The sequence below is a fragment of the Candidatus Eisenbacteria bacterium genome (assembly GCA_018831195.1).
Taxonomy (GTDB): domain Bacteria; phylum Eisenbacteria; class RBG-16-71-46; order CAIMUX01; family JAHJDP01; genus JAHJDP01.
This window is the reverse complement of the sequence record JAHJDP010000100.1, coordinates 32,457-53,583: the sequence shown is the minus strand read 5'-3', so window position 1 is coordinate 53,583 and position 21,127 is coordinate 32,457. Positions and strand designations below refer to the sequence as shown.

Here is a 21,127-nt window from a genome sequence, read left to right as displayed (position 1 = left end):
GCGATCGATCGCGATGTTGGTGATTCTCATCAGTCGCCTTTCTCGAGATGAAGCCGCCGCTACTGGATTGCGACACCCGGATCCAATTTCTCAATCAATGGATCGGTGGCGATGCTTCCATCAATCGATTCCGTTTCTTCTTTTATCAAGACGGCGGAGCCGTCATGAATGTCGCGCTGGCCGCGGACGATGAGTTTTTCTCCGGGTTTCAATCCGTCGTCGACAATAACCATTAGGCCTTGGTCAGGACCAAGTTTCAGCTCTCGCTGGATAGCGGTGCCATTCTCTACGACAAAGGCATAGGAGCCGCTGGGCCGCTGCACGACGGCATCACGCGGAATGGATAGGACATCCCTATGTTGAGTTTTCAGAATTTTCGCCCGGCCGATGACACCGGGCCGGATCTTTAAATCAGGATTGTCGATCCGGATTTCGACCTGGAATTTGCCCGTCATCGGATCCGCCTCAAACCCGACCCAATAGAGATATCCTTCGGCTGTTTCGCCCAGTCCGTCGAAGGTGACAACTGCCGGCCGGCCCTCCTTGAGCCATGGGATCTCCTGCTCAGAGACCGCTCCCTCAAGTTTCAAGATATAAGGATCGATAACCCGGGCCACCGGCATGCCGGGCACGACAAGCTGGCCCAATTCCACATACCGGTCCGTCACGACGCCGCGGAATGGGGATTTAATAGCCGCCCGCTCATAGCGGATTTTTGCAGCGGCCGCGGCTGCTTCTGCTTCCCAGAGCTGCGTAGATGCCAGAAGCATCTCGGCCTTGGAGACTGAATTAGCCTCGTACAACTGCCGTGTGCGTTCTTCGTTATACGAACGCAACGTTAATCCGGCATCCGCCGATTTCATCTCGGCGGCCAGCAGCCGGCGATCCAGCAGAATGAGAACATCGCTGGTGTCGACGCGCGATCCTTTATCGAATGGAACGGCCTCGACCGACCCGCTCTCCTCAGCGCTGAGATCAGTGCCGCGAAACGGGCGTGTCGGACCGGAGAGAGTGAGATATTCATTCATGGATGACGGGGTCAAATCCAGCACCCGGACATTTCTTGGGATCTCCGCCTGATTCTTCGAATCAGTGCCGGCCTCAGGACCCTTACTGCAGCCGCAGAAGCCGAGAGCTGCTGTTCCCAGGATCAAAACCCCGGCAAGTAATGAAATCACCTCTGATAAAGGAACCAACAAATTCTGTCTTTCTTCCCGCATCACATTCTCCTTGATGTCTCTTGCGCCCGAGAACTAAGGCTTTTCAACCGCCAGTATTTGTTTGATTTCAGCGAGCGGTGTTTCCGGCGGATACCCCATCGCGCGTTTGAGGGATGCCGTTAATGTTAGAACTTCATTATTGGCTGAAATGTACTGGCTTCGCGCTTCAAATCTAGCGGACTGGCTTTCCAAAACAGAGATATAGTCTGCTTTCCCCACTTCGAACCGGAGGGTCATTTGCCTGAGGGCTTCCTCGGCGGCGGCAACGTTCAGCTTGGCAGCGCCGTGATTCGCCCGGGCGGATTCGAGATTTCCGAGGATGGTGAGAATCTCGAGATAGGCCTGGCTCTTGGCGTTGTCGATTTCGCGCTGGGTTCGGCGGATTGAAGCCTCCGTCTCTTGTACTTTACCGCGGGTCAGCATCCCGTCGAAAAATGGAACGATAAGTGTAATGCTGGCTGACCAGAAATCGTGCCCCTTGTCGGTCAGCTCGCCGAATTGAGATGTGACATATCCATACGATGCGTCGGCGGACAGATAGGGCCGGTGCTCAGCCTTCTGTGCCCCGCGGTTTTTCTGGATCATCTTTTTTAAATATTCCATTTGATGGATGTCAGACCGCTGGTGAATGCCCGCTTCCGCCATGGAATCATCGAGCGGTTCCAGCTCGAGAGGAACGTCGGCCGTTATCGCAAGAGGGGAAAGGGGGTGGCGGCCCATGAGAACATTGAGACGGGCGCCGGCATCGCGAAGCCCCTGCTCGGCGGAACGTTTTGACGGCAAGAGGTTTGCATAGGAGACGGCGGCCCGGAGTGTATCCAAGCTCGTGGCCAGTTCTAATGTAAAACGCCGCCGTGTGATGTCGAGAAACTCCCGGCGGACCGCCAGTTCCGCATCCAGCGCGTCCACCTGTTCACCGGCTTTGATCACGCCATAATAGCCGATCATGACACTTTCAACGGTTCTGTTTTCAATATCAGTGATGAGATGCTCTTGCCGCTTGATGCCCAGTCCGGCGGCGCCGATGGCGTTAGAGATTAAACCGGGACGCAGCTCCCAATGACCGTTGAGGCTGGCTCGCCAAAATGTTTGCGCCTGGATATCGCTGGCGGCGGGTATGAGGGATAATCCTGAAAGGAAGGTATCGACGCAGGCGCATTCTCCTCCAATAGACCCCCCGCTGTCGCCTGAATCATCCCCGCCTCCGCCGAATGCCGAATTAAAGGAATAACTCGGATCCCGGCCCCGCGACCAGTTGCCGCTGATGTCCAGAGTGGGCAACCCTGTGGATCGGGCCTGCACCATCTGGCCCCTGAGCTCTCCCCGCCGCAGTCGCTCTGACTCCAATTGGGCATTCGACGTTAAGGCCTCTTGTATACACTCCCGAAGAGTCAGAGCATTTTGTGATCCGTGAATGGGCTCAATGACGCCGCTATTGGATGTCTCTTGAGAAAGATCGAGGGATTGCGGGTCGCCGGCAGGCACCGCCGGGGAATTTATCCCCAAATAAATAATGAAGAAGAGAATCAATTTTGACACGGTCACTTCTCCCTCCATACGACATCTTCTCATGAAGCTATTCTGGCCTTGCGTGAGATGACCAAATTCCTACAAAGGAATGGGTGATCAATTTGTACAATCTGATCCTCACGCGAATCCGCTCAGGTGATGGGGTTTTGACTCTGGGTAATGACCACCATGCGGGATATTGGCATAACTCTCTAACTATTACGAGTAAGGGGGGGTGGAGTTTCACCCTGCCTGACGACAAGCATCCTATAAGTTGAGATCTTCGTCAACCAGGGTCTGTTTACAGGCGATCTTCGGGGGCGTCGGCCTAAAGCCGCATAGGACAGATGACACAGGCCGCACGGGTCAGATGATCATCGCAATATCAGTATCTTTTGGCTCCGGGCATCCCCATTCACCACGGCCCTGGAGAAATAGACCCCGCTTGCAAGACCTCTTCCGCGGTCATCTGATCCGTCCCATTGGTATGTGTATGGAGTGCCGCCGGTCACCCGCCCCTTGAAAAGATTCGCGACCCGCCGCCCCTGGATATCAAAAATCGCCAGATCGACCACGAGCGGACCCGTGGCCTGGGGCAGCCGGAGCTCGATCGTCGTGTTCCCCCGGGCGGGATTTGGGAAATTCCGGATCCAGGATGCCTCACTGATCCGGACCATGGGATCGGGAGCATCGGCGGGGTTGGGATTATAACTGGTCGTCTTGTAATTGATCGTCGCTTCAGCGACCGCGGTATCGGTTGTCCGGATTTGAATGAATCGATGGTTATTCGGCGACGGAACCGAAACCGGTGTCTGGCCGGTGAACCAGGGCTCCCATTGAATAAGTTTCAAATCATCGAACCAGGCCATACCCGTGCCTGAGGATGGCGCGTCGTTTTCACAGCGAATATCGAAGTAGATCGCATTCTCCGGCGTCTCCAGATCCTGCCAGCGGAAGGTCCAATCCTGGGACCCTGAAAAACGATCACCGATATCAGTACTGATGATCGGCGTGGTGCTGGTCCGTGAGGAGTAGAAGCGGTTCATGATGATGGCATCTTTCGCGTTCTCGGCCTTCAAATATCCGGCGCAGGTATGCCGGTGTTCTGGATAACAGGGAAGATTCTTTTCGAGATCGGTACCGACCGGAGCGCTGTCATAATCATGACGCCTCAACGCCAACGAACGTTGCCCGCTATGGGCTTCTGATGCGTCAAGCCACTCATCAGAGGTATTGTCATCCCAGAAGGTCGCCCCTTCATCTTCGAAATTTCCGTGCCAAAGAATCTCGCTCCCCCAGCAGACCTCATAGCTCGTCAGGCCGCTGCCGACGGCATTGATGATTTCCGAAAGATTGCCGTCTGAAGAGACTTCAATGGGCGGTGTGATGCGATATCCACCAAGATCGACAAATGGAACCGTCGCCTCATGATCCGTCTGGGTCGAGTCGGCATCGTCACGGCTGAGATAGATCCGGGCCCTGCTGATCTCCGGATCGGTTGCGACGATCGCGCCCATCTTTCGGGAATATTCGGCCATCCGGTCCATGATTTCGCGGCCGAACTGTCCAATGGCGGGTTTTGGAATATAGTCATCAATCCATGCGGGTGTAAATGTATAACCCATGATGCCATTCTTTGTTATTTCAAGCGTCAACACTATGGTGGGCATTGTTTCGGGATAGTAGAGCTCAAATACAAAATTGCCGAGACTGTGGGCGATGAGTTTGCCGTTGTACGATTCAAACCCCTGAAGAACATGGGGATGGTGATTGATCATGATGTCGGCGCCGAAATCAATGACTTGGCGCCGTAGCGCGCGGTCCCCCGCCGACGGTTCGATATTGAAGCGGAAATCGGGATCATCCGGCCCGATCTCATTGGCCTCGACGGGCGGCGGTTCACCAAGGAATTTATCCGGTGGTTCCGTTTGGTATTCAGTGCCGCTGTGGCCCTGAAGAATCACGATATCGGCGACATCGCGAACATTATTGATGCTGCTTTCGATATTCTGCGTGATGAAGTTGCCAAAGCCGCATTTGTTATAGCCGGCGTCGAGGAAGGGCTGGTAATTCCAGAGGCGGCCCGTGCGGTTGCACTGGCCGAGAAAGGCAATTCGGACACCCTTTTCGGTCCAAAAGGTCGGTTGCAAGGCGAAGTACTCATTGATCCCCGCGCCGGAGTGGCGAATGCGAAGGGTGTCTAAAAGCTCCATCGTCTGGAGCATTCCCTCCTCGCCGTAGTCGATAATATGATTGTTCCCAAGTGTGACCAGATCGATTCCGGCATATTTTAATCCGACGATATTTTCAGGGCGCGCCCGGAAAACGACGCTTTTTGTGGGATGAGGCTCTCCGCGGTCCGTATAGGGAACTTCGAGGTTGGCGACATTGACATCCGCAGCCCCGCCGAAAATTGAAAGTGTCGGCTCGAAAAGCGCCTCGATGCCGTAGGTGTCGATGATCCCGCCGTTTGATTCATAGCCGCGCGCCGTCATGATATCCCCTACAAAGTTAACGGTGAGGGGCATCTCGGCCGGCCCAACTTCTACATTAACCTGGCATGTATCGAAACCAGCCAGATCGTCGGGGTCCTTCACGGTGAGTCCGACCGTGTAAGGGTAATAAGCCTCGACAAGAAATTCATGTGTCGGGTTTTGATCGATGCTGGTTGTGCTGTCTCCAAAATCCCACAGGAAATCATGGGATTCGGAATCGGGATCGCTCACCTGTCCGAAGAATTGAAGCGCCACGCGGTAAAGGTTATTACCCAGCTTTTCGGTATGCTCGATTGTATAATCAATCGTCGCGATGGGCGGAACCGGAAGATCTTCTGTCACATCGATAATTTCATCAAAGAGAATAACGCCGCTCCCGCCGCTGTCGTCATCATTGATATAGAGCAGTTTTGTGATGACCGGATAATACCCGTACGTCACAAACCAAGCCTGTCCGATGGGCAGCAGATAAGCATACCACTCGTCTGTTGGAAAGGCTCCCTGATAGACGGTCCACCACTTCGTTTCTTGGGGAAGCTGATTGCCGCCGAATGTATAAAAAAGCTCATTAACGCTGTCGGCGACTCCAAAGGCCTGCATTTCTCCCAGGCGGTCTATAAAGGCGGCGACCTGCCAGACGGTGCTGTCGTTGACGGCATAGGGCTGAATATCCTGCGTCTTCCAGGTGTTGCCGTATAGCCGCAGGGCATAGGCCGAGCCGTCATAGGTGTTCGATGGCGTCAATTCCCAGGCGGTGGGATCGTTGTCCTGATCCGGGTAGCTGTTGAGTACGATGGATCCAGATTCAAAATCCTCCAGTGTGACGCCCCGTCCCTGGAGCGCGGAGAGGGAGAGTTGGGGGAGAAAAAGGAGGACAACGGCGAGCAGGCTGAACCTGTTTCGTTTCATGGTGACCACTCCAGAGAAAATGTTGGCGAACGCAGCTCCAGGAGGAGCCTATATCTCATCTAGAAGGATAACATAAATCACTGCAGGGAGATAGCGGAATGCCTGGCGGCCGTTGCCCTGGGCGTGGCGGGAAGAGAGGGAGATCCCATAAAATCCCGGGGCGAATAACTCATTGGCTTCGAAGATGTTGCCCCGTCGCGCAGGGGTCATCTCGACGCGAGCCTAGTTGCCGAAGGTATCTTCTCCGCGCTGGAGCTGATCCCAGACAACCTCCGCGGCCAAACGGAGTCCCAACCCGATCGCCCGTTCATCGGGGTCGAGATTGGCGCGATGAAGCGCCATTTCCCGGTCTGAGCGCCCGACACCAAGACGGAATTGAAATCCCGGCACCTGTTTTCCATAGTAGGAAAAGTCCTCTCCTCCCATGGGCGGCTCGTAGATGATCTCGTTTTCATCGCCAAGGACCCTGCGAAAGACCTCGCGACATTGTTCGACAAGTGTCGGATTGTTATATCCGGATGCCGTACCGTAATAATATTCCATTTCCGGTTCCGGGGCGCCGGCGGCCATCGCCAACCCCGAGACCGTTCTTTCGATTTTTTGTTTTAATAATTCCCTGGTTTCCTGGTCATGGCTGCGCACTGTCGCATCAATCAGGACTTCACCAGGTATGACATTACTCGTTGCGCCGCCGTTGATGCTTCCGACGGAGATCACGCAATTCCGATTGACATCGATTTCACGTGATACGATGGCCTGAAATGCCAGAACCATTCGAGCGGCAAGAGTCACCGGATCGATCGTCTTGTGAGGATAGGCGCCATGCCCGCCCTTACCAAGCACACGGAGTCTGAACCCGTCGACGTTGGCTGAGGACGGCCCCGGACACGAGCCCACCATGCCGAAGGGGATTGTCGGGTGGATGTGGATGGCCAAGGCGCATTGTGGAAGGCGGCCCTCATCAAAGAGCCCGGCTTCAAGAAGCTGAAGCGCTCCTGCGCCGATCTCTTCCGCCGGTTCGCCGATGAAGAGAACCGCACCAGGCAACTCGTCTCTCACATCCGACAGGATTCTCATCAAGCCAACGGCGATAGCCATGTGAAAATCATGACCGCAGGCATGCATAACGCCGGTCTGCCGGCCGCCCCGCAGCGTGTCGACCACGGTGCTTGCATAGGGGAGGCCTGTCTCTTCGGTTATCGGGAGGGCATCCATATCGGTCCGCCAGGCGACGATCGGTCCCGGTTTGCCACCCTCGAGTATGGCGACAACTCCGGTGCCCCATTCGCCCTCAATAATCTTGATACCGGGGATCTCTTTGAGCGCTTCCCTCAAATTGGCTTGAGTCTTGAATTCCCGAGAAGACAATTCCGGATTTTGGTGTATATGCCGCCGCTGCTCGATCGCGGAAGATTCATATTTTTTTGCAAGGGTATCAAAATCGGGTGTGAAATTGTCTTTTGCGTGAGACGGGTCGATTGAAAGCAGGGCCATGATGAAGAGAATAGGGGTAAGAGCTGATTTCAAAAACACTCCGGCCTCCTTTGACCTTGACCTTTTCAAGCATTCTACGACATGCCGGAGGTTTTGCTAAGAGTATTTAGCCGGCTTTCCGTTCCTCCTCCTTTGAAGCTTCAGCTTCCAATCCCTCGCAAAGGTCACGCCAGGCATCGAGCCGGTGTGACAGGTGAAGTTTTTCAATGTAGGCGGTATCGATTTCCGACAATGGATATCGCGCCTCTGGGCCTCCTGTGCCGTGATCGATGATATTCGCGGCATGGACCGCCGTGAGTGCGGAAAATTGTGAAGGAGCGTTCGGACATTCAGAAGGGGAATGATGCCAGGCCACGGCCTGAACCACGGCCTCCGGCAATCCCCAAAGACCCAAGACATAGGCCCCAATAGAAGCGTGTGTTGCGCCGAAGGTCGCCAGTTCCGCCTCGGGAATCGATATCTTTTTCTCTTCCGCCAGCTTCACCGCTGTACCGAATTCGGCTGGAAGATTCGCCGCAAGGATTAACTTGCCGACATCATGAAGCATGCCGGCGCCCATACTGTTCTCAACCAGATGCCGGTCAGCGCCCTGGACTTTCGCTATATCTTTGGCGAACATTCCTGTCTGCATACTATGATGCCACAGCGCATCTAATGAAAAGGATTCCAATTCGAGATCATCGTATGCAGAAAAGACCTGAATCGAAAGGACCAGATTCTTGACGGTATCGAGACCGAGGAGGTTCACGGCATGCGTGGGATCACCAACCTCGCGTCTTAGGCCGAAGAAAGCGGAATTGACAAGTTGCAGGATTCTGGCCGTCATGCCGACGTCGCGGGAAATCGTTTCACCGATTTTTTTAAGGGAGGCTTCCTCTTTGTTCAGCTCATTGACAATCTCCCAATAAAGCGACGGAATGCTCGGGATCGTTTTCAGCTGCATGACCAATGTCATGAGATCCTTACCGCCAACCTGATCCCGAAGAGCGCAGATCCTCTCAATTGTCTTGATGAGGGCTTCGGCTTCGCAGGGTTTGGACAAGTACTGCTGAACAGGGGAGACCGCCTGCAGCGTCAGCTGCTCATCCGCCTGTCCCGAAAGGGCGAGTCTTGCAACATAGGGATATTGTTCCATGACCTTAGTGAGGAACTCGACACCGTTCATTCCGGCCATTCTTATGTCGGAGATTACGACGTCGATGATTTTTGTTTCCAAGATCTTTAGCGCTGCTTGAGGCCCTTCGGCAAAATCCATATCCCATTCATCGCGTTTGCCTCTCAACATGCGTTGGAGACCCTGAAGGACATTCGGCTCGTCATCAACAAAAAGAATGCGCCACTTCATCGCAATGCTCCCATTCTATGCCGCCAGTTCATCATCTGCTTCCTGCTGGAGGGGCAATTTGATAATAAAGGTCGTTCCAACTCCCGGCTCGGTTTCAAAGCTTATTGATCCCTTATGTTTATTAATAATTGTCGCATAGGCGATGGCTAAACCTTGGCCGCTGCCCTTTCCGACTTCCTTTGTTGTAAAGAATGGATCGAATATATTGTCTTGAATTTTCTTAGGAATGCCGCCCCCCGTGTCCTTGACCCGTATTTCCGCCCATGGAGGGTCGAACTTCGTCGAGATCTGTATTAAACCCTTGCCATCGCTGTCTTTTTTCCTGATCGATTCGAGGGCGTCGGCGGCGTTGACGATCAAATTCAATACTGTTTGATTGATTTCCCCGGGGAAGCAGGGAACGGCGGTTAATTGAGGATCAAAATCGGTTTTAAGATCGGCGACATACTTCCAATGATTGGTCGCCACGGTGATAGTGCTTTGGATGGATTTGTTGATATCCGTCAATTGCATCGTGTCGGAACCAGGGTGCGAGAATTCTTTCATGGCCCTGACAATAGTGGCTATGCGGTGTATTCCTTCCAGCGCCTGTTCCGTTGCGATCGGTATCTCTTCCCGTAGGTAATCGATATCAGCCTTTTCGATCGCATCCTCCAGATCGTTTATAAGAACGGAATCCAATGTTCCCTTCTTGGCTGCCGCAAGAAGTCTGTCGCTGCAATCAAGCACCTTGAATATATCTTCGCAGGCCTCTTTCAAAAAACGAGTATTGTCGCCGACAAACTGGGTGGGAGTATTGATTTCATGCGCGATGCCGGCCGCTAGTTGTCCGATCGATTCGAGTTTTTGGGCCTGAAGAAGCTGTCGCTCAAATGCTTTTTGTTTCGACAGATCCTTGATCATAAAAAGTGTTCCGCCCCCGCCGTCCTCGGCTCCATTGATAGGGGAAATTCTCAGATCACAAGGGATAACATTTCCACCGGGTGATTTGAACAAAAGTTCGCCTGTCCATCTTTCTGAATTATTAATTGCAGATTTGATGTAATGATCCATTTGATAATCGGCAAAGATCGATTCAAGGCCGGCCTCTTTAATAGAGTCCAAAGAATGGTCAAAAATACGAGTGAAAACCGAATTGCAATACTGAATCATTCCGTCTGAATCAATTATTACGATGGCATCGGGCGCTTCATCCAGAGCCTGGAACAGGATCCGGGAACTCATTGCCGGAAGGGGAGCGCTTGTCCGTTTACCGATCCTTGAATCATCCATATCAGCTCGCTTTTTGTTGCTTGTCATTTGGGTCGAGGAGGTTGCGCCATGATGAAATACGATCTATTTTTCCGATTTTCTCTACGAATTCATGATCTATGTGCGAATCAAGACCTATTTGAAGCTTCCCGGACTCCTCCAGAAGTATCGCCCTGGCGACATGGACGGCCGCTAGAGGACCGAATTCACAAGTTGACGATGCCGACGGGTTGTGATGATAAGCGGTTGCGTCGAGGATTGAATCGGCAAATCCCCAGAGTCCCAGTAAATATGTTCCGACTTCCGCATAGGGCGTCTCTAACGGCACTTGTTCGGCAATGCCGCCGCTTGATATATCCAGGATTTTTGAAACTTGACCGAATGTATAACTATCTGGAAACAATGTTGCCAGGACAAGCGCGCCGATATTGTGTAACATTCCGGCAAGATAAGCATCATCCTGCACATTACTGGCGGCATTCTCATAAGCGGCGATTCGCCGCGCCAGGTCCGCCACCGTAAGGCTGTGATGCCAGATTTCCTCTAGATGAGGAATAACGGGGGAATCATCCTGAATGGGTCTGAGGATTCCAACGGTATGAACCAAATCTTTGATGGCTTCAAATCCAATTTGATGTACGGCATCCGAAATCTTTGAAACGCGGGCATCGGTGGAGAAGAAGGCTGAATTGGCCAGCTGTAGAATTTTGGAACTCAGGCCCAGGTCGTTTGCAATAACATTAGCGATCTGGTCCAGTGGCGTAGACGGCGTGATTGTTTGATCGAACAATGCCCTGTATGGTCTCGGGAGGGAAGGCAGTGACTCCAGCTGGGAAATGCCGACCTTCAGAGAGGTAATGGATAAATGGGAATGGAGCGAGCAAGCCCCTTCAATTGTATCAATGAGCATCTTTGCATCGGTCGGCTTGGGGATGAATTGATGAACCGGTCCGGCGCAGCGGAGGGCCATTTCCTTGGATGCCTGGCCGGAAAAGGCAATTCGAATGGTCTGTGGAAATTGCCGGCGGACATGATTGAGAAGTTCAACGCCGTTCATTCCCGGCATTCTCATATCCGACACAATGACATCAAAGGGAGTCTGTCCCATGAGGTCCAAAGCTTCAGGACCGCCTGTGACAAAAACCATCTTCCAATCATTTCTTTTGGGACGCAACATGCGGCGGATTCCATCGAGAACCCTGGGTTCATCATCGACGAATATGATATTACTTTCCTTCGACACGTCCTACCTCGATTTTTGAGTTTTCCTGCGCCCTAATTCTCAAATGAATGTTAACGAATAGGACCTGTTGGGATGAGATTTTGAGGTCTGCAACAGCCCTTTTTACAATTAGTTATATTATCGGTCCCGAGGGTGTAGATCTGAACCATAGGCTCCATTTTCCCGGTGCATCGCGGCCCAATCCCCATTGAAACCCAGCGATGGGCTTCTCAGACCCGGACTTGTTATGTCATAACCGACAATACAATAACCGGTTACAATGGTGGCGCGTCTCGGGGCCACCGCGGCCTTTACCCCGGCGCGTTCGCTGCTAAAGCAGCTTAAACTGCAGCCGATCTTATAGATAAGGGCCAATCGGCTTCACTCCCACTGAAAGTCTGTAGTTCAGTCGGCAAGCGTGGTGCGCTATAGCGCAGGATCCGAGGTAAACATGGATGTGACGGAGAAGATATTATGCGTCGATGATGAGGCGGCCATCCTCGAGGGCTTCCGGCGTGTCTTGAGAAAAGAATTCAAAGTGGATCTCGCCGTTGGAGGCCCGGCGGCGCTCAAAATGGTGGAGGAATCGGGCCCTTATGCCGTCATCGTGTCGGATCTCCGCATGCCTGATATGGATGGGATCCATTTGCTATCCAAAGTCAAGGAAATCGCTCCTGATACGATCCGGATTATGTTAACGGGCAAGGCGGATGTAGAGGCTGCTATCAAATCAATTAACGAGGGGCAGCTCTTCAGATTTTTGACAAAACCATGTCCGGTGCCCTTGTTGGTTAATGCGCTGAATTCCGCCCTCAAGCAATACCAATTGGTAACAGCCGAGAAGACACTACTCGAGCGGACGCTCAAGGGAAGCGTTACAATATTGACGGATATCCTCGCCATTGTAAATCCGATTGCCTTCAGCCGGGCCTCGCGCATTAAAAGGTTTGTTCATCATTTGGCCGTGCATTCCGATCCCGACAATTTATGGCAGTATGAATTGGGCGCGATGCTCTCGCAAATCGGATGCGTTACGTTGCCGCCGGAGGTTTTGGAAAAGGTTAATGCCGGCCAGAAGCTGAGCGATGCAGAAAGAGATCTTTATCAATCCCATCCTCAGGTCTGCTACCAGTTATTGGCGAATATACCGAGGCTCGAAAAAATCGCTCAAATGATCGCTAATCAGTACAAGCCCAAAAGCGCACTGATCCATGATGTTTCTGATGAAATGTTTTTAATTAACAACGGCGCCGAGATGCTCAAAGTGGCCTATGATTACGACACCCTTATCTCAAGAGGGATTTCCGGCGCCGCCGCTATTAAAACGATGATGAAATCAGCGGATGTTTATAATATTGAGCACGTGAAGCACTTGAATGAGGTGCAGCTGGAGGATCCTGGATATATTTCCTATAGTGTAATGATTGATGAACTGAGCACCCTCATGATCATTGATGAGGATGTTCACACAAACAACGGCCTGATGTTGGTAGCCAAGGGGCAAACCGTCTCCTATGTTTTGCTGAAACGGTTGCAGAGCTTTGCCCATGGGATCGGCATCAAGGAACCGATCAGGGTGCTTATCAACAGAGACAATGCCATTGCTCTGAAACTGATACCCGGAGAAGGTGAGGCGAAACGGAATGCGGCATAAGATACTTTTGGTTGATGATGAACAGAAAGTCCTGGCCGGTTTGAAGCGGTTGTTGCGCCGCGAGCCGTATGATGTCTATACCGCCAACTCAGCCGAAGAAGGGCTGGATATCCTCGAACGGGAAAATATCGGCGCCGTCATTTCAGATCAACAGATGCCGGGAATGTCGGGAACTGAGTTTCTGGCTCACGTCAATAAAAGATACCCCGACACCGTAAGGATCATGATCACAGGGAATGCCAGTCTTGACATGGCCATCCAGAATGTCAACGAAGGGAATATCTATGGCTTTTTTATAAAGCCATTCAACGATGTCGAGCTCATTATTTCCCTCAGGCACGGCCTGCAGCAACGGGAGCTCATTGTTGAAAGTCGCAAACTGCTAGGCGCCGTGAGACACCAATCCAACATCCTCGAAGAGCTCGAGTCGCATCACCCCGGTTTGACAAAAATAAATAAGGATGCTTCGGGAGCCATCGTATTGGACAATGACGAGACCGATATCGAGACGCTCATCCAGCAGATCGGAAATGAGTGGCAGCGTTCCAAGGACATTCTCGATCAGGACGATAGTAAAGCCGCTTGATTAGATAAGAAGGAGCAGGCAGAATGCCAGCAGCGCCGCCCCCCAGGTCGAGGCGGCCATTCCCGCAACCGGGATCAGCAACAGACTTGCTGCCAGCGATCCCAAACACCCTCCGATAAGGTCCGAGGTATAAAGGGGCGAAACCAAAGCGCCGGGATCCTCGGCCTCAGACATGCCGCAGTAGGCGAATATCGCCGCAACAAAATATCCATCAAGGAAGATGAGCAGGGATGTATGGAATAGGCTGAAGATTCCGTCTTGCCGGATGAGGAGCGCAACGACGATGCCAAAAGTACCGAAAAGCGTGACCAGGCACCATCCCGCCGCCGGGGTGTTGATCCGACGAATCCATGAGCGCTCCAGGCGATGAATCATCCAGGCGCCCGCCGCCAGGCCTGCCATAAAAAGGCTTAAAAGAATCCCAAGATCCCGATAAAGGGCGCCCACCTGCGACTGATAGACAAGCAGCAGCATTGTTTCGATGACCATCCCCACAAAACTTGAAATCAGGGCCAGAAAGATTCGCTTGAGCCTATTGTGGCATCGGATGAGAAGCAGGGAGATGGGTATCATAAGGACAATCGCCAGGGTGGGGCCTCCCACCCGCCCCTTCTCCGATATGATTTTTGTGAAGTCAAGGTTTTTCAATGATGGGAAGAATTGTGAAAGCCACAATAATTGAGTGTATTGATAACAGACCGGTTTTGAATCCCTGTTGAGAATGCCGGGATTCGCGCTGAGAAGTTTTGGAATCTCTACAAACCGGTCGTTGGTATACAAATACTCTAGGAAAGGTTCCGAAATGACTCTGGTCTTTATCCCCCGCTTTTTAAGCCTGGATCCAAGAACTTCAGGATCTCTAATCAGGGTTGTGTTGGAGGCGAGAATAACATTCATCGCCCCGGGTAGGATGAGAACATCACCGAACACCGCGGAAAGGGCATTATAGATGCTTGCGGTTCGAAGAATCAGCGGCTGTGTCCACTGGTTTTCCGAAGAGAGCAGCTTCAATGAAAGGATGCCGCCCGGGTCTAGAGATTCCGAACAAAGATCGAAAAACTCCTCTGTATAAAAACGATTTGTTGTGCCGGATGTCGGTTCCGGCATCCCAATATAAATAAGATCATATTCTCCGGAGTTATGAAGAAACCTTCGTGGGTCCGCGATGATATGATCGACGTTGGGTTGCGACATCGCCTGTCGGTCGCTTTGTGAGAGCAGTGGGACGATCAATTGGTTGCAGGCCGCATCCATCTCGACGGAAGTCACCCGTTCCGGCCGGTGCTTCAATACCTCGCGAATAGTGCCTTGAACACCTCCTCCCAAAATCAAGATGTTGGATGGGGCGGGATGCTGCAGGGCGGCATGATGCACAAACTCTTCGGCCGCCGTGCCTTCGGTCTCGTAGGCAAATTCACCATTTGAGAAAACGATGATCTGTTGATTTCTTAAAACCACCGATATTCTGGTGTAGGGAGTATCCTTGGAGCTCACCAAACCGGGGTGGTTCCAGGATGTCATCCAATGATCAACCGATTCGGATTGGATCAGCAGAACGAGCAGGAGAGAACCGACGATAACGCCGGGGTAGTATAGCTTCCGTCCTCGGGAATGGGTGAAAAGTATCGCGGTTACAACAGCCGTCAAACTGCAGATGAGCATCAAAGTGAAATTCTGCACTCCCCATTTTAGGGCCAAGCCGGATCCTAATCCCCCTGCGACACCCCCGGCGCATTCAATGGCGTAGGCGGCGGCCAACGTCCGCTTATCCGACATAAAGGCCTTGGCCGTCCACTGGAAAAGCCATCCGAGGAGGAATCCGATGGGGGAAAGGGCTATCCCGATCAATAGAAGTTGATATTGAAAGGGAAGAAAGAGACCGGGTGTGGTTTTGAAGATCAGGGGATAGCCGCGAATAAAAACAACAACAAGGGGCAACGCCAGGCCGATGAATAGAAACGGATTCCGGATCCGGTCCACCGGCGAAGCGGACCGACGCCATGGGACAGCGGCGCCGAGAGCCGTCCACACCAGCCATATCCCAAGGGACAGAATATAGATCAGCTCGGTGCCGAAAAGGGCGATATTGAGTTCACGCATTAGGGTGATCTGTCCAAAGATGGACAAGAATCCAATGATAAAGAGCAAGCAAGCCATAATAGTCTATTGAGCTTCTGTTCCGATTATCTGTAATCCTGTTCGTGAAAGACATCGGCCTGGAAGGTGAAGAGCTCCGCATTTTCCTTCCAGCATTCGCCATAGAGGCCGGCCTTCCGGCAAAGTTGCGTCAGCATCTCATCGCGGTTCCATCCCTGTTCCAGCGCGACCTGAGGGAGAAAAACGGCCGAGTGTTGATCCTTTCGAATCACAACGCCGTCGCGTCCGATGACGATCGATTCAGGCCCGTTAATAGGCTGAAACGGCGTCAAAACAGAGACCTCAAATTCAATCCCGGAAAGTTCATCGGCCCGAACCGGGTCGAAACGGCGATCGTTGAAGGCGGCCTGCAAGGCCATTGCCCCAATCACCTGGCAGAGGGGCGAATCTTCGGCCATATGGCCGATACAGCCCCGCAATTGATGCTGGGTCTTCAGCGTAACGAAAGCGCCCCGCCGCCGGTGCAACATCGGATTCTCAGGCCGCGCCAGAGGGGTTGTACCGGTGGTGAGATAGCGATGCACCGTATCACGGGCGAAGGCGAGCAGCCACTTTTTATCTTCGGCCGATAGTGCCGGATTCAATTCCAGCGGAGGTGGATCATCCAGAGCGGAAGCGTTGCTCACACCTTTATGAATGGAGGCGGCGCCGTAACCGACGACGCGGCTGGGATCCCCGAGTGAGGTATCCCCGGAATTGGCATAGCTGATGATGGTGGCGCCTGTGGCGCCCAATTCGACCGCCGCGAAGATGGAGGCAAGAATCGGCCCCTCGCCGCAGGCGCAGGTGGATAGGTTTGGGTAATTTTTTTGTTTTTGTTCAAGTATACTAATTCTGACCGCCGCGGGATCCAGGCTGATCATCGATTTCAGTGTCGCATGATCCACGGCGATGGCGTCGTCATAGGATGGGTAATGTGAAAGATCTGTGCTGGCGATAATCAACGCGTTCCGGTCCCGTATCACGGAAGCCAGGGCGGCGCCGAAACGCCGGCAAAGATCTGGATCCGGCCTGCCGACAATGGCCGCAATAATCGGCCGGCCGGGGAATATCCGTTGGATGAATGGGATCTGTACCTCTATGGAATGTTCATTCGCATGTATTTCGGGTTTTGATGTGAAATCGTCATCCATCAAAATGAGGGACTGTGTCAGGGCCTGCTCGACGGCGGCCACACCGAGGGGTGTCCGGTATCCTTCCCCGGCAAAGAGGGAGACGCCGTTAAAACCGGGCGCCGTATGGTTTGTTCCCAGAATAACCACGAGATCATAATCATGATTCTGCGCTTGTTTATAGGCGTCGGCGGCGATCTGACCGGAGAAAGTGAAACCGGCGTGGGGCGCGACCAGGGCGATCGGTTTGAGGCCGGTGGCCGGTTTGGCGTCCATTAAATAGAGGTCGATGGCGCGGCCCAACTTTTCAGGATCATCGGGATAAAACTTTCCGGCAACAGCTGGGGGGCGAATCCCGCCCTCACCGGAAGAGGCGTGATAGGGCCACAAGATTCCCATTGAAAGACCCAGAATAAACAGCCCTGCCATCACTCTGAATTTCATTGTTTTTCCTCGCTGCTCCCGGCGGTCATGACCAAACTCCCGCCAACGGCTCCCCGCAGTACCCGCACACCCCTCCGGTCATGTGATTCTTCAAAATAAAAAATCCCTTGCGCTCAATGACGGCTTTGCCGCACTTGGGGCAAAATGTGTTGTTACCCGGATGATCGGGGACATTGCCCACAAAGGCGTAGCGTATCCCTTTGCCGATGGCGATCTCCCGGGCGCGTTCCAGTGTGGCGACCGGTGTGGGGGGCAGATTGCGCATTTGAAAGTCCGGATGGAACCGAGTGAAGTGGACCGGAACATCGGGGCCGGCCTCATTCACAACCCAATCCGCTAAGTCATTTAACATGGCATCGGAATCGTTCAGGGTCGGCACGACGAGATTGACGATTTCCAGATGCGTTCCGCTCTTGGCGACCTGGCGTATGCTGCGCAGAACCGGCTCCAACTCAGCGCCGCAGACATTACGGTAAAAGTCGCGGCTGAAACCTTTGAGATCGATCTTGATGGCATCCAGGGCATCACACATTTCCGCCAGGGGATCCTCCATCATGAATCCGCAGCTAATCAACACTGAGCGGAGCCCCAAACGCCGCGCATCCCGGGCGATATCGGTGAAGTATTCAACAAAAACCGTCGGCTCATTATATGTGAAGGCAATCACCGGGACGTTATTCCGCTCAGCGGAAGCGGATATTTCTCGAGGGGGGGTATAAGGAACATCGAAATCCTCGGGCCGAGCCTGGGAAAGTTCCCAGTTCTGGCAGAATTTACAAGAGAGCGGACATCCCGCCGTTGAAATAGAGAAGGCCTGTGAGCCCGGCAAAAAATGATAAAGGGGTTTCTTTTCGATTGGATCGATATGCACCGAAACGGGGCGGCCGTAGACAAGGCTGCGAAGCTCACCCTTGATATGGATCCTTGCCCGGCACCGGCCGCGATCGCCTTCCTTTATCAGGCAACCCTGGGCGCAGAGAAGACATTTAATGATCCTTTCTTTATGAGGGTGCGGGGTCGGGGCGGACCGGTCATCCGCCGCATGGCAGGAGCGGCAGATCCCGCCATCCGTGTCTGACGAGATCCAATATCGGGCTGTGGGAGCGAGGCGCAGCAGATCCTCCCATCCGTCGGACGCCCACGCGGCGCTCCCGCCGGATCGAAGAAACTCGAATTTCGGGGCGGGTGGCAGCATCTGAGACAGAAGTGGTGACAGAAGCGGGCCGGCGCCCCCGGCGATCAGCCCTCCTTTCAAGGTCTTCAGGAGGAACTCCCGGCGGGAGAGGACGCTGGAAGGCAAGTCGAATCGTGGGTCCGTCATCATCGTCTCCTTACCCCTTTGCCAGTACAGTATAGGTTCAAGAGAACTTTGATTGGAAGTGTTCCAATAAACCCGACGCCAGGACCGCCAGAATGGGGATCAGGGGCAGGGAGTGCCTGGCAATGGCGAGGATGGGAATGTGGACGGCGACATAGTATCCAATGAACAGAACCAGGGGCATGACCAGCTCGGACCTGGCCGATTTGATGTATCGCACGGCCCCGATCGCGGCGAAAACCATCAGCGGTGTTTGTATCAGCATGTTGATGAGGGTCGCCAGGATGGTGACGCCGGCAAACCAGAAGTTGAACAGATTGACCCAGAGACATTTTAACAGAAGGAGTGGTGAGCGTTTATATTCATCGATCACCTGGTCAAGAAGATGAGCATTGAACTCAATCTCATCATGGGTCGAATAGAAAAAGATAAAATACCGCCCCTTGCACTTGTAACCCAGTTTCGCAGCTTCCTGCAGCCCCGCATAAGCCGCCTCATTCATCCCGCGGCCGGTATAATTTCCTTCAGTCCAGGGTTTCAGGAGAACGGCGTTTTTGCAGATGGCAAGTCCTTGGCTCGCCGACATGCCGACAACGGTCATTGTCGGCACAAATTTTCCGGAGACTCGGGCATTGCGGATAATCCATGGGGATAGAACCGCCGACAGGCCGAGAATCATAAGGAGGGCGCCGCGGCAAGCTCGCTTTAATCCGGCTTTTCGAAAGAGAGGCGAGAAGACCAGCCAGGCAAAAGGAAAGAGCAGCGTTGTCGATTTGATCAATGTAGAGACGCCGAGGGCGAGACCGGTCAGAAAATGATCCCTTCCCCGTCCGGTCCTGATGGCGTGGTACAGCAGATTCAAAGAGAGGGTGATCGAAAAGGCCAGGACGATCTCGGGCCCTCCTCTCGTCTCTGCCAGAAGGGTCGCGGGATGAAGCAAAAAGAATAGAGGTGTCAGATACATCACGAGTTTGCTGTGCGAAAAACCACGGACAAGGATTCGGATCATATAAGCCGTTGCCACAGCGAAGAGTAAATTAATCAGCTTTGCGGCGAAGAGACTCTTGCCGGTGAGAAGAAAAACAAGGGCAAGAATCAGAGGATACCCGGGTGTCCGGCCCATGGTCGCAGACGTTTCCGCATAGAATCGATAACCATTACCCTCGGCCAGGTTCATTGCGAGTTTTTCATAATGATCGGGAAAGGTATCGATATTGATGTAGGGATAAAGATCTTTAACGGCAGGCAGGAGAACAAAGACAACAATGATATTGAAGACTATGGCGGCGACCAGAAGCGTCCGCGGATCCTTCCTCATTATTACGCCGGGGTCTCAGGACTGGAATCGGGTTTTGAATCCGTCCCTTTTTTAGAGTCACCCTGTGGGCGGAATTGAGGAAGTTGCGGTGTGTTGAGTACTTTCGTATTCGGCGGGACGGATTGAGTCAGCCAAACATTACCACCGATGACACTCTTCTCTCCGATAGTGATATTGCCGAGGATGGTGGCGCCGGAATAGATGACCACGCTGTCGCAGATCTGTGGATGCCTGCGGAGTCCCCGTATGAGTTTGCCGCGCTCATCTTTCGGAAAACTCAAAGCGCCGAGTGTTACGCCCTGGTAGAGTTTTACATTGTTACCGATAATTGAAGTTTCGCCGATGACGATACCGGTGCCGTGGTCGATAAAAAACCTCTCGCCGATTGTCGCGCCGGGATGGATATCGATACCGGTCTTGGAATGTGCATATTCGGACATGATACGGGGTAATAGGGGGACACCCAGAATTTCCAGCTCATGGGCTACACGGTACGTGCAAATGGCGACAAGTCCCGGATAGCTGAAGATAACCTCGTTATAGGTTTTGGCGGCGGGATCGCCGTCAAAACCGGCTTGCGTGTCGAGCATCAGTTTATGGCGGATCTCCGGGAGCTGCTCGAAAAGCCGGACCAGGCAATCCTCCGAGTAGGAACGGTATTTTACCTTGTCATCCGTGTTCGAAGGATCCTGATGACGAACGGCGGAATAGATCTGATTGCCGAGATCTTCTGAAATCTCATCCAGGAGGGCGCCGATATAGTAATTGATATTTTCCCTGGTCAGATATTGCTTGCCGAAAAAACCCGGAAAGAAGACCTCGAAGAGGCGGCGCAAAATCGAGATCACGACTGATCGTGAGGGGAGCGCACAGCGCGGTGCGATATTGTGCCCCGGGACGGGTCCGGCCGCATATGTCTTCGTTAAGGCTTCAGTGAACTCTAATAGACGGGCGTGGATACGCTCGTTTCTCATATCAAGGCCCCCTTTGGATTTCTCCTTCCCAGAGAGAAATGGATTCGGAAGCGGATGTCAAATAAGGACTTTGCAGGGACCTTCCCAGGCCGGTCGGGTAAATACCCCAGAATAATGTG

The 21,127-nt window shown here is 53.0% G+C and carries 14 protein-coding genes; 2 read left to right on the top strand and 12 right to left on the bottom strand.

Going from position 1 to position 21,127, the window contains the following annotated elements:
- Nucleotides 1-59: 59 nt before the first annotated feature.
- The 7 genes from KJ970_18010 to KJ970_17980 all read right to left on the bottom strand — a co-directional run bounded on the left by KJ970_18010 (nt 60) and on the right by KJ970_17980 (nt 11,466).
- Nucleotides 60-1,220: an efflux RND transporter periplasmic adaptor subunit gene (locus tag KJ970_18010; GenBank protein ID MBU2692817.1), complete on the bottom strand. Its 1,161-nt coding sequence runs from the start codon at nt 1,218-1,220 to the stop codon at nt 60-62.
- A 33-nt stretch (nt 1,221-1,253) separates the two neighbouring features.
- On the bottom strand, nt 1,254-2,759 hold the full coding sequence (locus tag KJ970_18005; protein ID MBU2692816.1) for a TolC family protein: 1,506 nt from the start codon (nt 2,757-2,759) through the stop codon (nt 1,254-1,256).
- Nucleotides 2,760-3,103: 344 nt separating this feature from the next.
- Nucleotides 3,104-6,133: a CapA family protein gene (locus tag KJ970_18000; protein MBU2692815.1), complete on the bottom strand. Its 3,030-nt coding sequence runs from the start codon at nt 6,131-6,133 to the stop codon at nt 3,104-3,106.
- A gap of 222 nt (nt 6,134-6,355) precedes the next feature.
- Nucleotides 6,356-7,666 (bottom strand): amidohydrolase, encoded by a 1,311-nt coding sequence (locus tag KJ970_17995; protein MBU2692814.1) that lies wholly within the window; start codon nt 7,664-7,666, stop codon nt 6,356-6,358.
- A gap of 67 nt (nt 7,667-7,733) precedes the next feature.
- On the bottom strand, nt 7,734-8,972 hold the full coding sequence (locus tag KJ970_17990; protein MBU2692813.1) for an HDOD domain-containing protein: 1,239 nt from the start codon (nt 8,970-8,972) through the stop codon (nt 7,734-7,736).
- A 15-nt stretch (nt 8,973-8,987) separates the two neighbouring features.
- Nucleotides 8,988-10,196 (bottom strand): PAS domain S-box protein, encoded by a 1,209-nt coding sequence (locus KJ970_17985; protein ID MBU2692812.1) that lies wholly within the window; start codon nt 10,194-10,196, stop codon nt 8,988-8,990.
- Between the two features lie 49 nt (nt 10,197-10,245).
- A complete protein-coding gene (locus KJ970_17980) occupies nt 10,246-11,466 on the bottom strand; it encodes an HDOD domain-containing protein (protein ID MBU2692811.1) in 1,221 nt (406 codons plus the stop codon).
- Between the two features lie 436 nt (nt 11,467-11,902).
- Between KJ970_17980 and KJ970_17975 the strand changes: the two genes are divergently transcribed.
- On the top strand, nt 11,903-13,099 hold the full coding sequence (locus KJ970_17975; GenBank protein MBU2692810.1) for a response regulator: 1,197 nt from the start codon (nt 11,903-11,905) through the stop codon (nt 13,097-13,099).
- Complete coding sequence (locus KJ970_17970) at nt 13,089-13,685, top strand: response regulator (GenBank protein MBU2692809.1); 597 nt, start codon at nt 13,089-13,091, stop codon at nt 13,683-13,685. Before KJ970_17975 ends, KJ970_17970 begins: the two co-directional genes overlap by 11 nt.
- On the opposite strand, the gene KJ970_17965 is transcribed toward KJ970_17970, so the two are convergent.
- From KJ970_17965 to KJ970_17945, 5 genes are all read right to left on the bottom strand, one after another.
- Nucleotides 13,686-15,785 carry a hypothetical protein gene (locus tag KJ970_17965; GenBank protein ID MBU2692808.1) on the bottom strand — a complete coding sequence of 700 codons (2,100 nt, stop codon included), beginning with the start codon at nt 15,783-15,785 and terminating at the stop codon, nt 13,686-13,688.
- An 83-nt stretch (nt 15,786-15,868) separates the two neighbouring features.
- Nucleotides 15,869-17,398, bottom strand: coding sequence for an AmmeMemoRadiSam system protein B (gene amrB, locus KJ970_17960; GenBank protein MBU2692807.1), 1,530 nt, complete (start codon nt 17,396-17,398; stop codon nt 15,869-15,871).
- Between the two features lie 25 nt (nt 17,399-17,423).
- Complete coding sequence (amrS, locus tag KJ970_17955; protein MBU2692806.1) at nt 17,424-18,722, bottom strand: AmmeMemoRadiSam system radical SAM enzyme; 1,299 nt, start codon at nt 18,720-18,722, stop codon at nt 17,424-17,426.
- A gap of 34 nt (nt 18,723-18,756) precedes the next feature.
- Nucleotides 18,757-20,034, bottom strand: coding sequence for a glycosyltransferase family 39 protein (locus KJ970_17950; protein ID MBU2692805.1), 1,278 nt, complete (start codon nt 20,032-20,034; stop codon nt 18,757-18,759).
- Nucleotides 20,035-20,036: 2 nt separating this feature from the next.
- The gene (locus KJ970_17945) at nt 20,037-21,008 is read right to left on the bottom strand and encodes a serine acetyltransferase (GenBank protein MBU2692804.1); all 972 of its coding nucleotides are present in this window, start codon (nt 21,006-21,008) and stop codon (nt 20,037-20,039) included.
- Between the last annotated feature and the right edge of the window lie 119 nt (nt 21,009-21,127).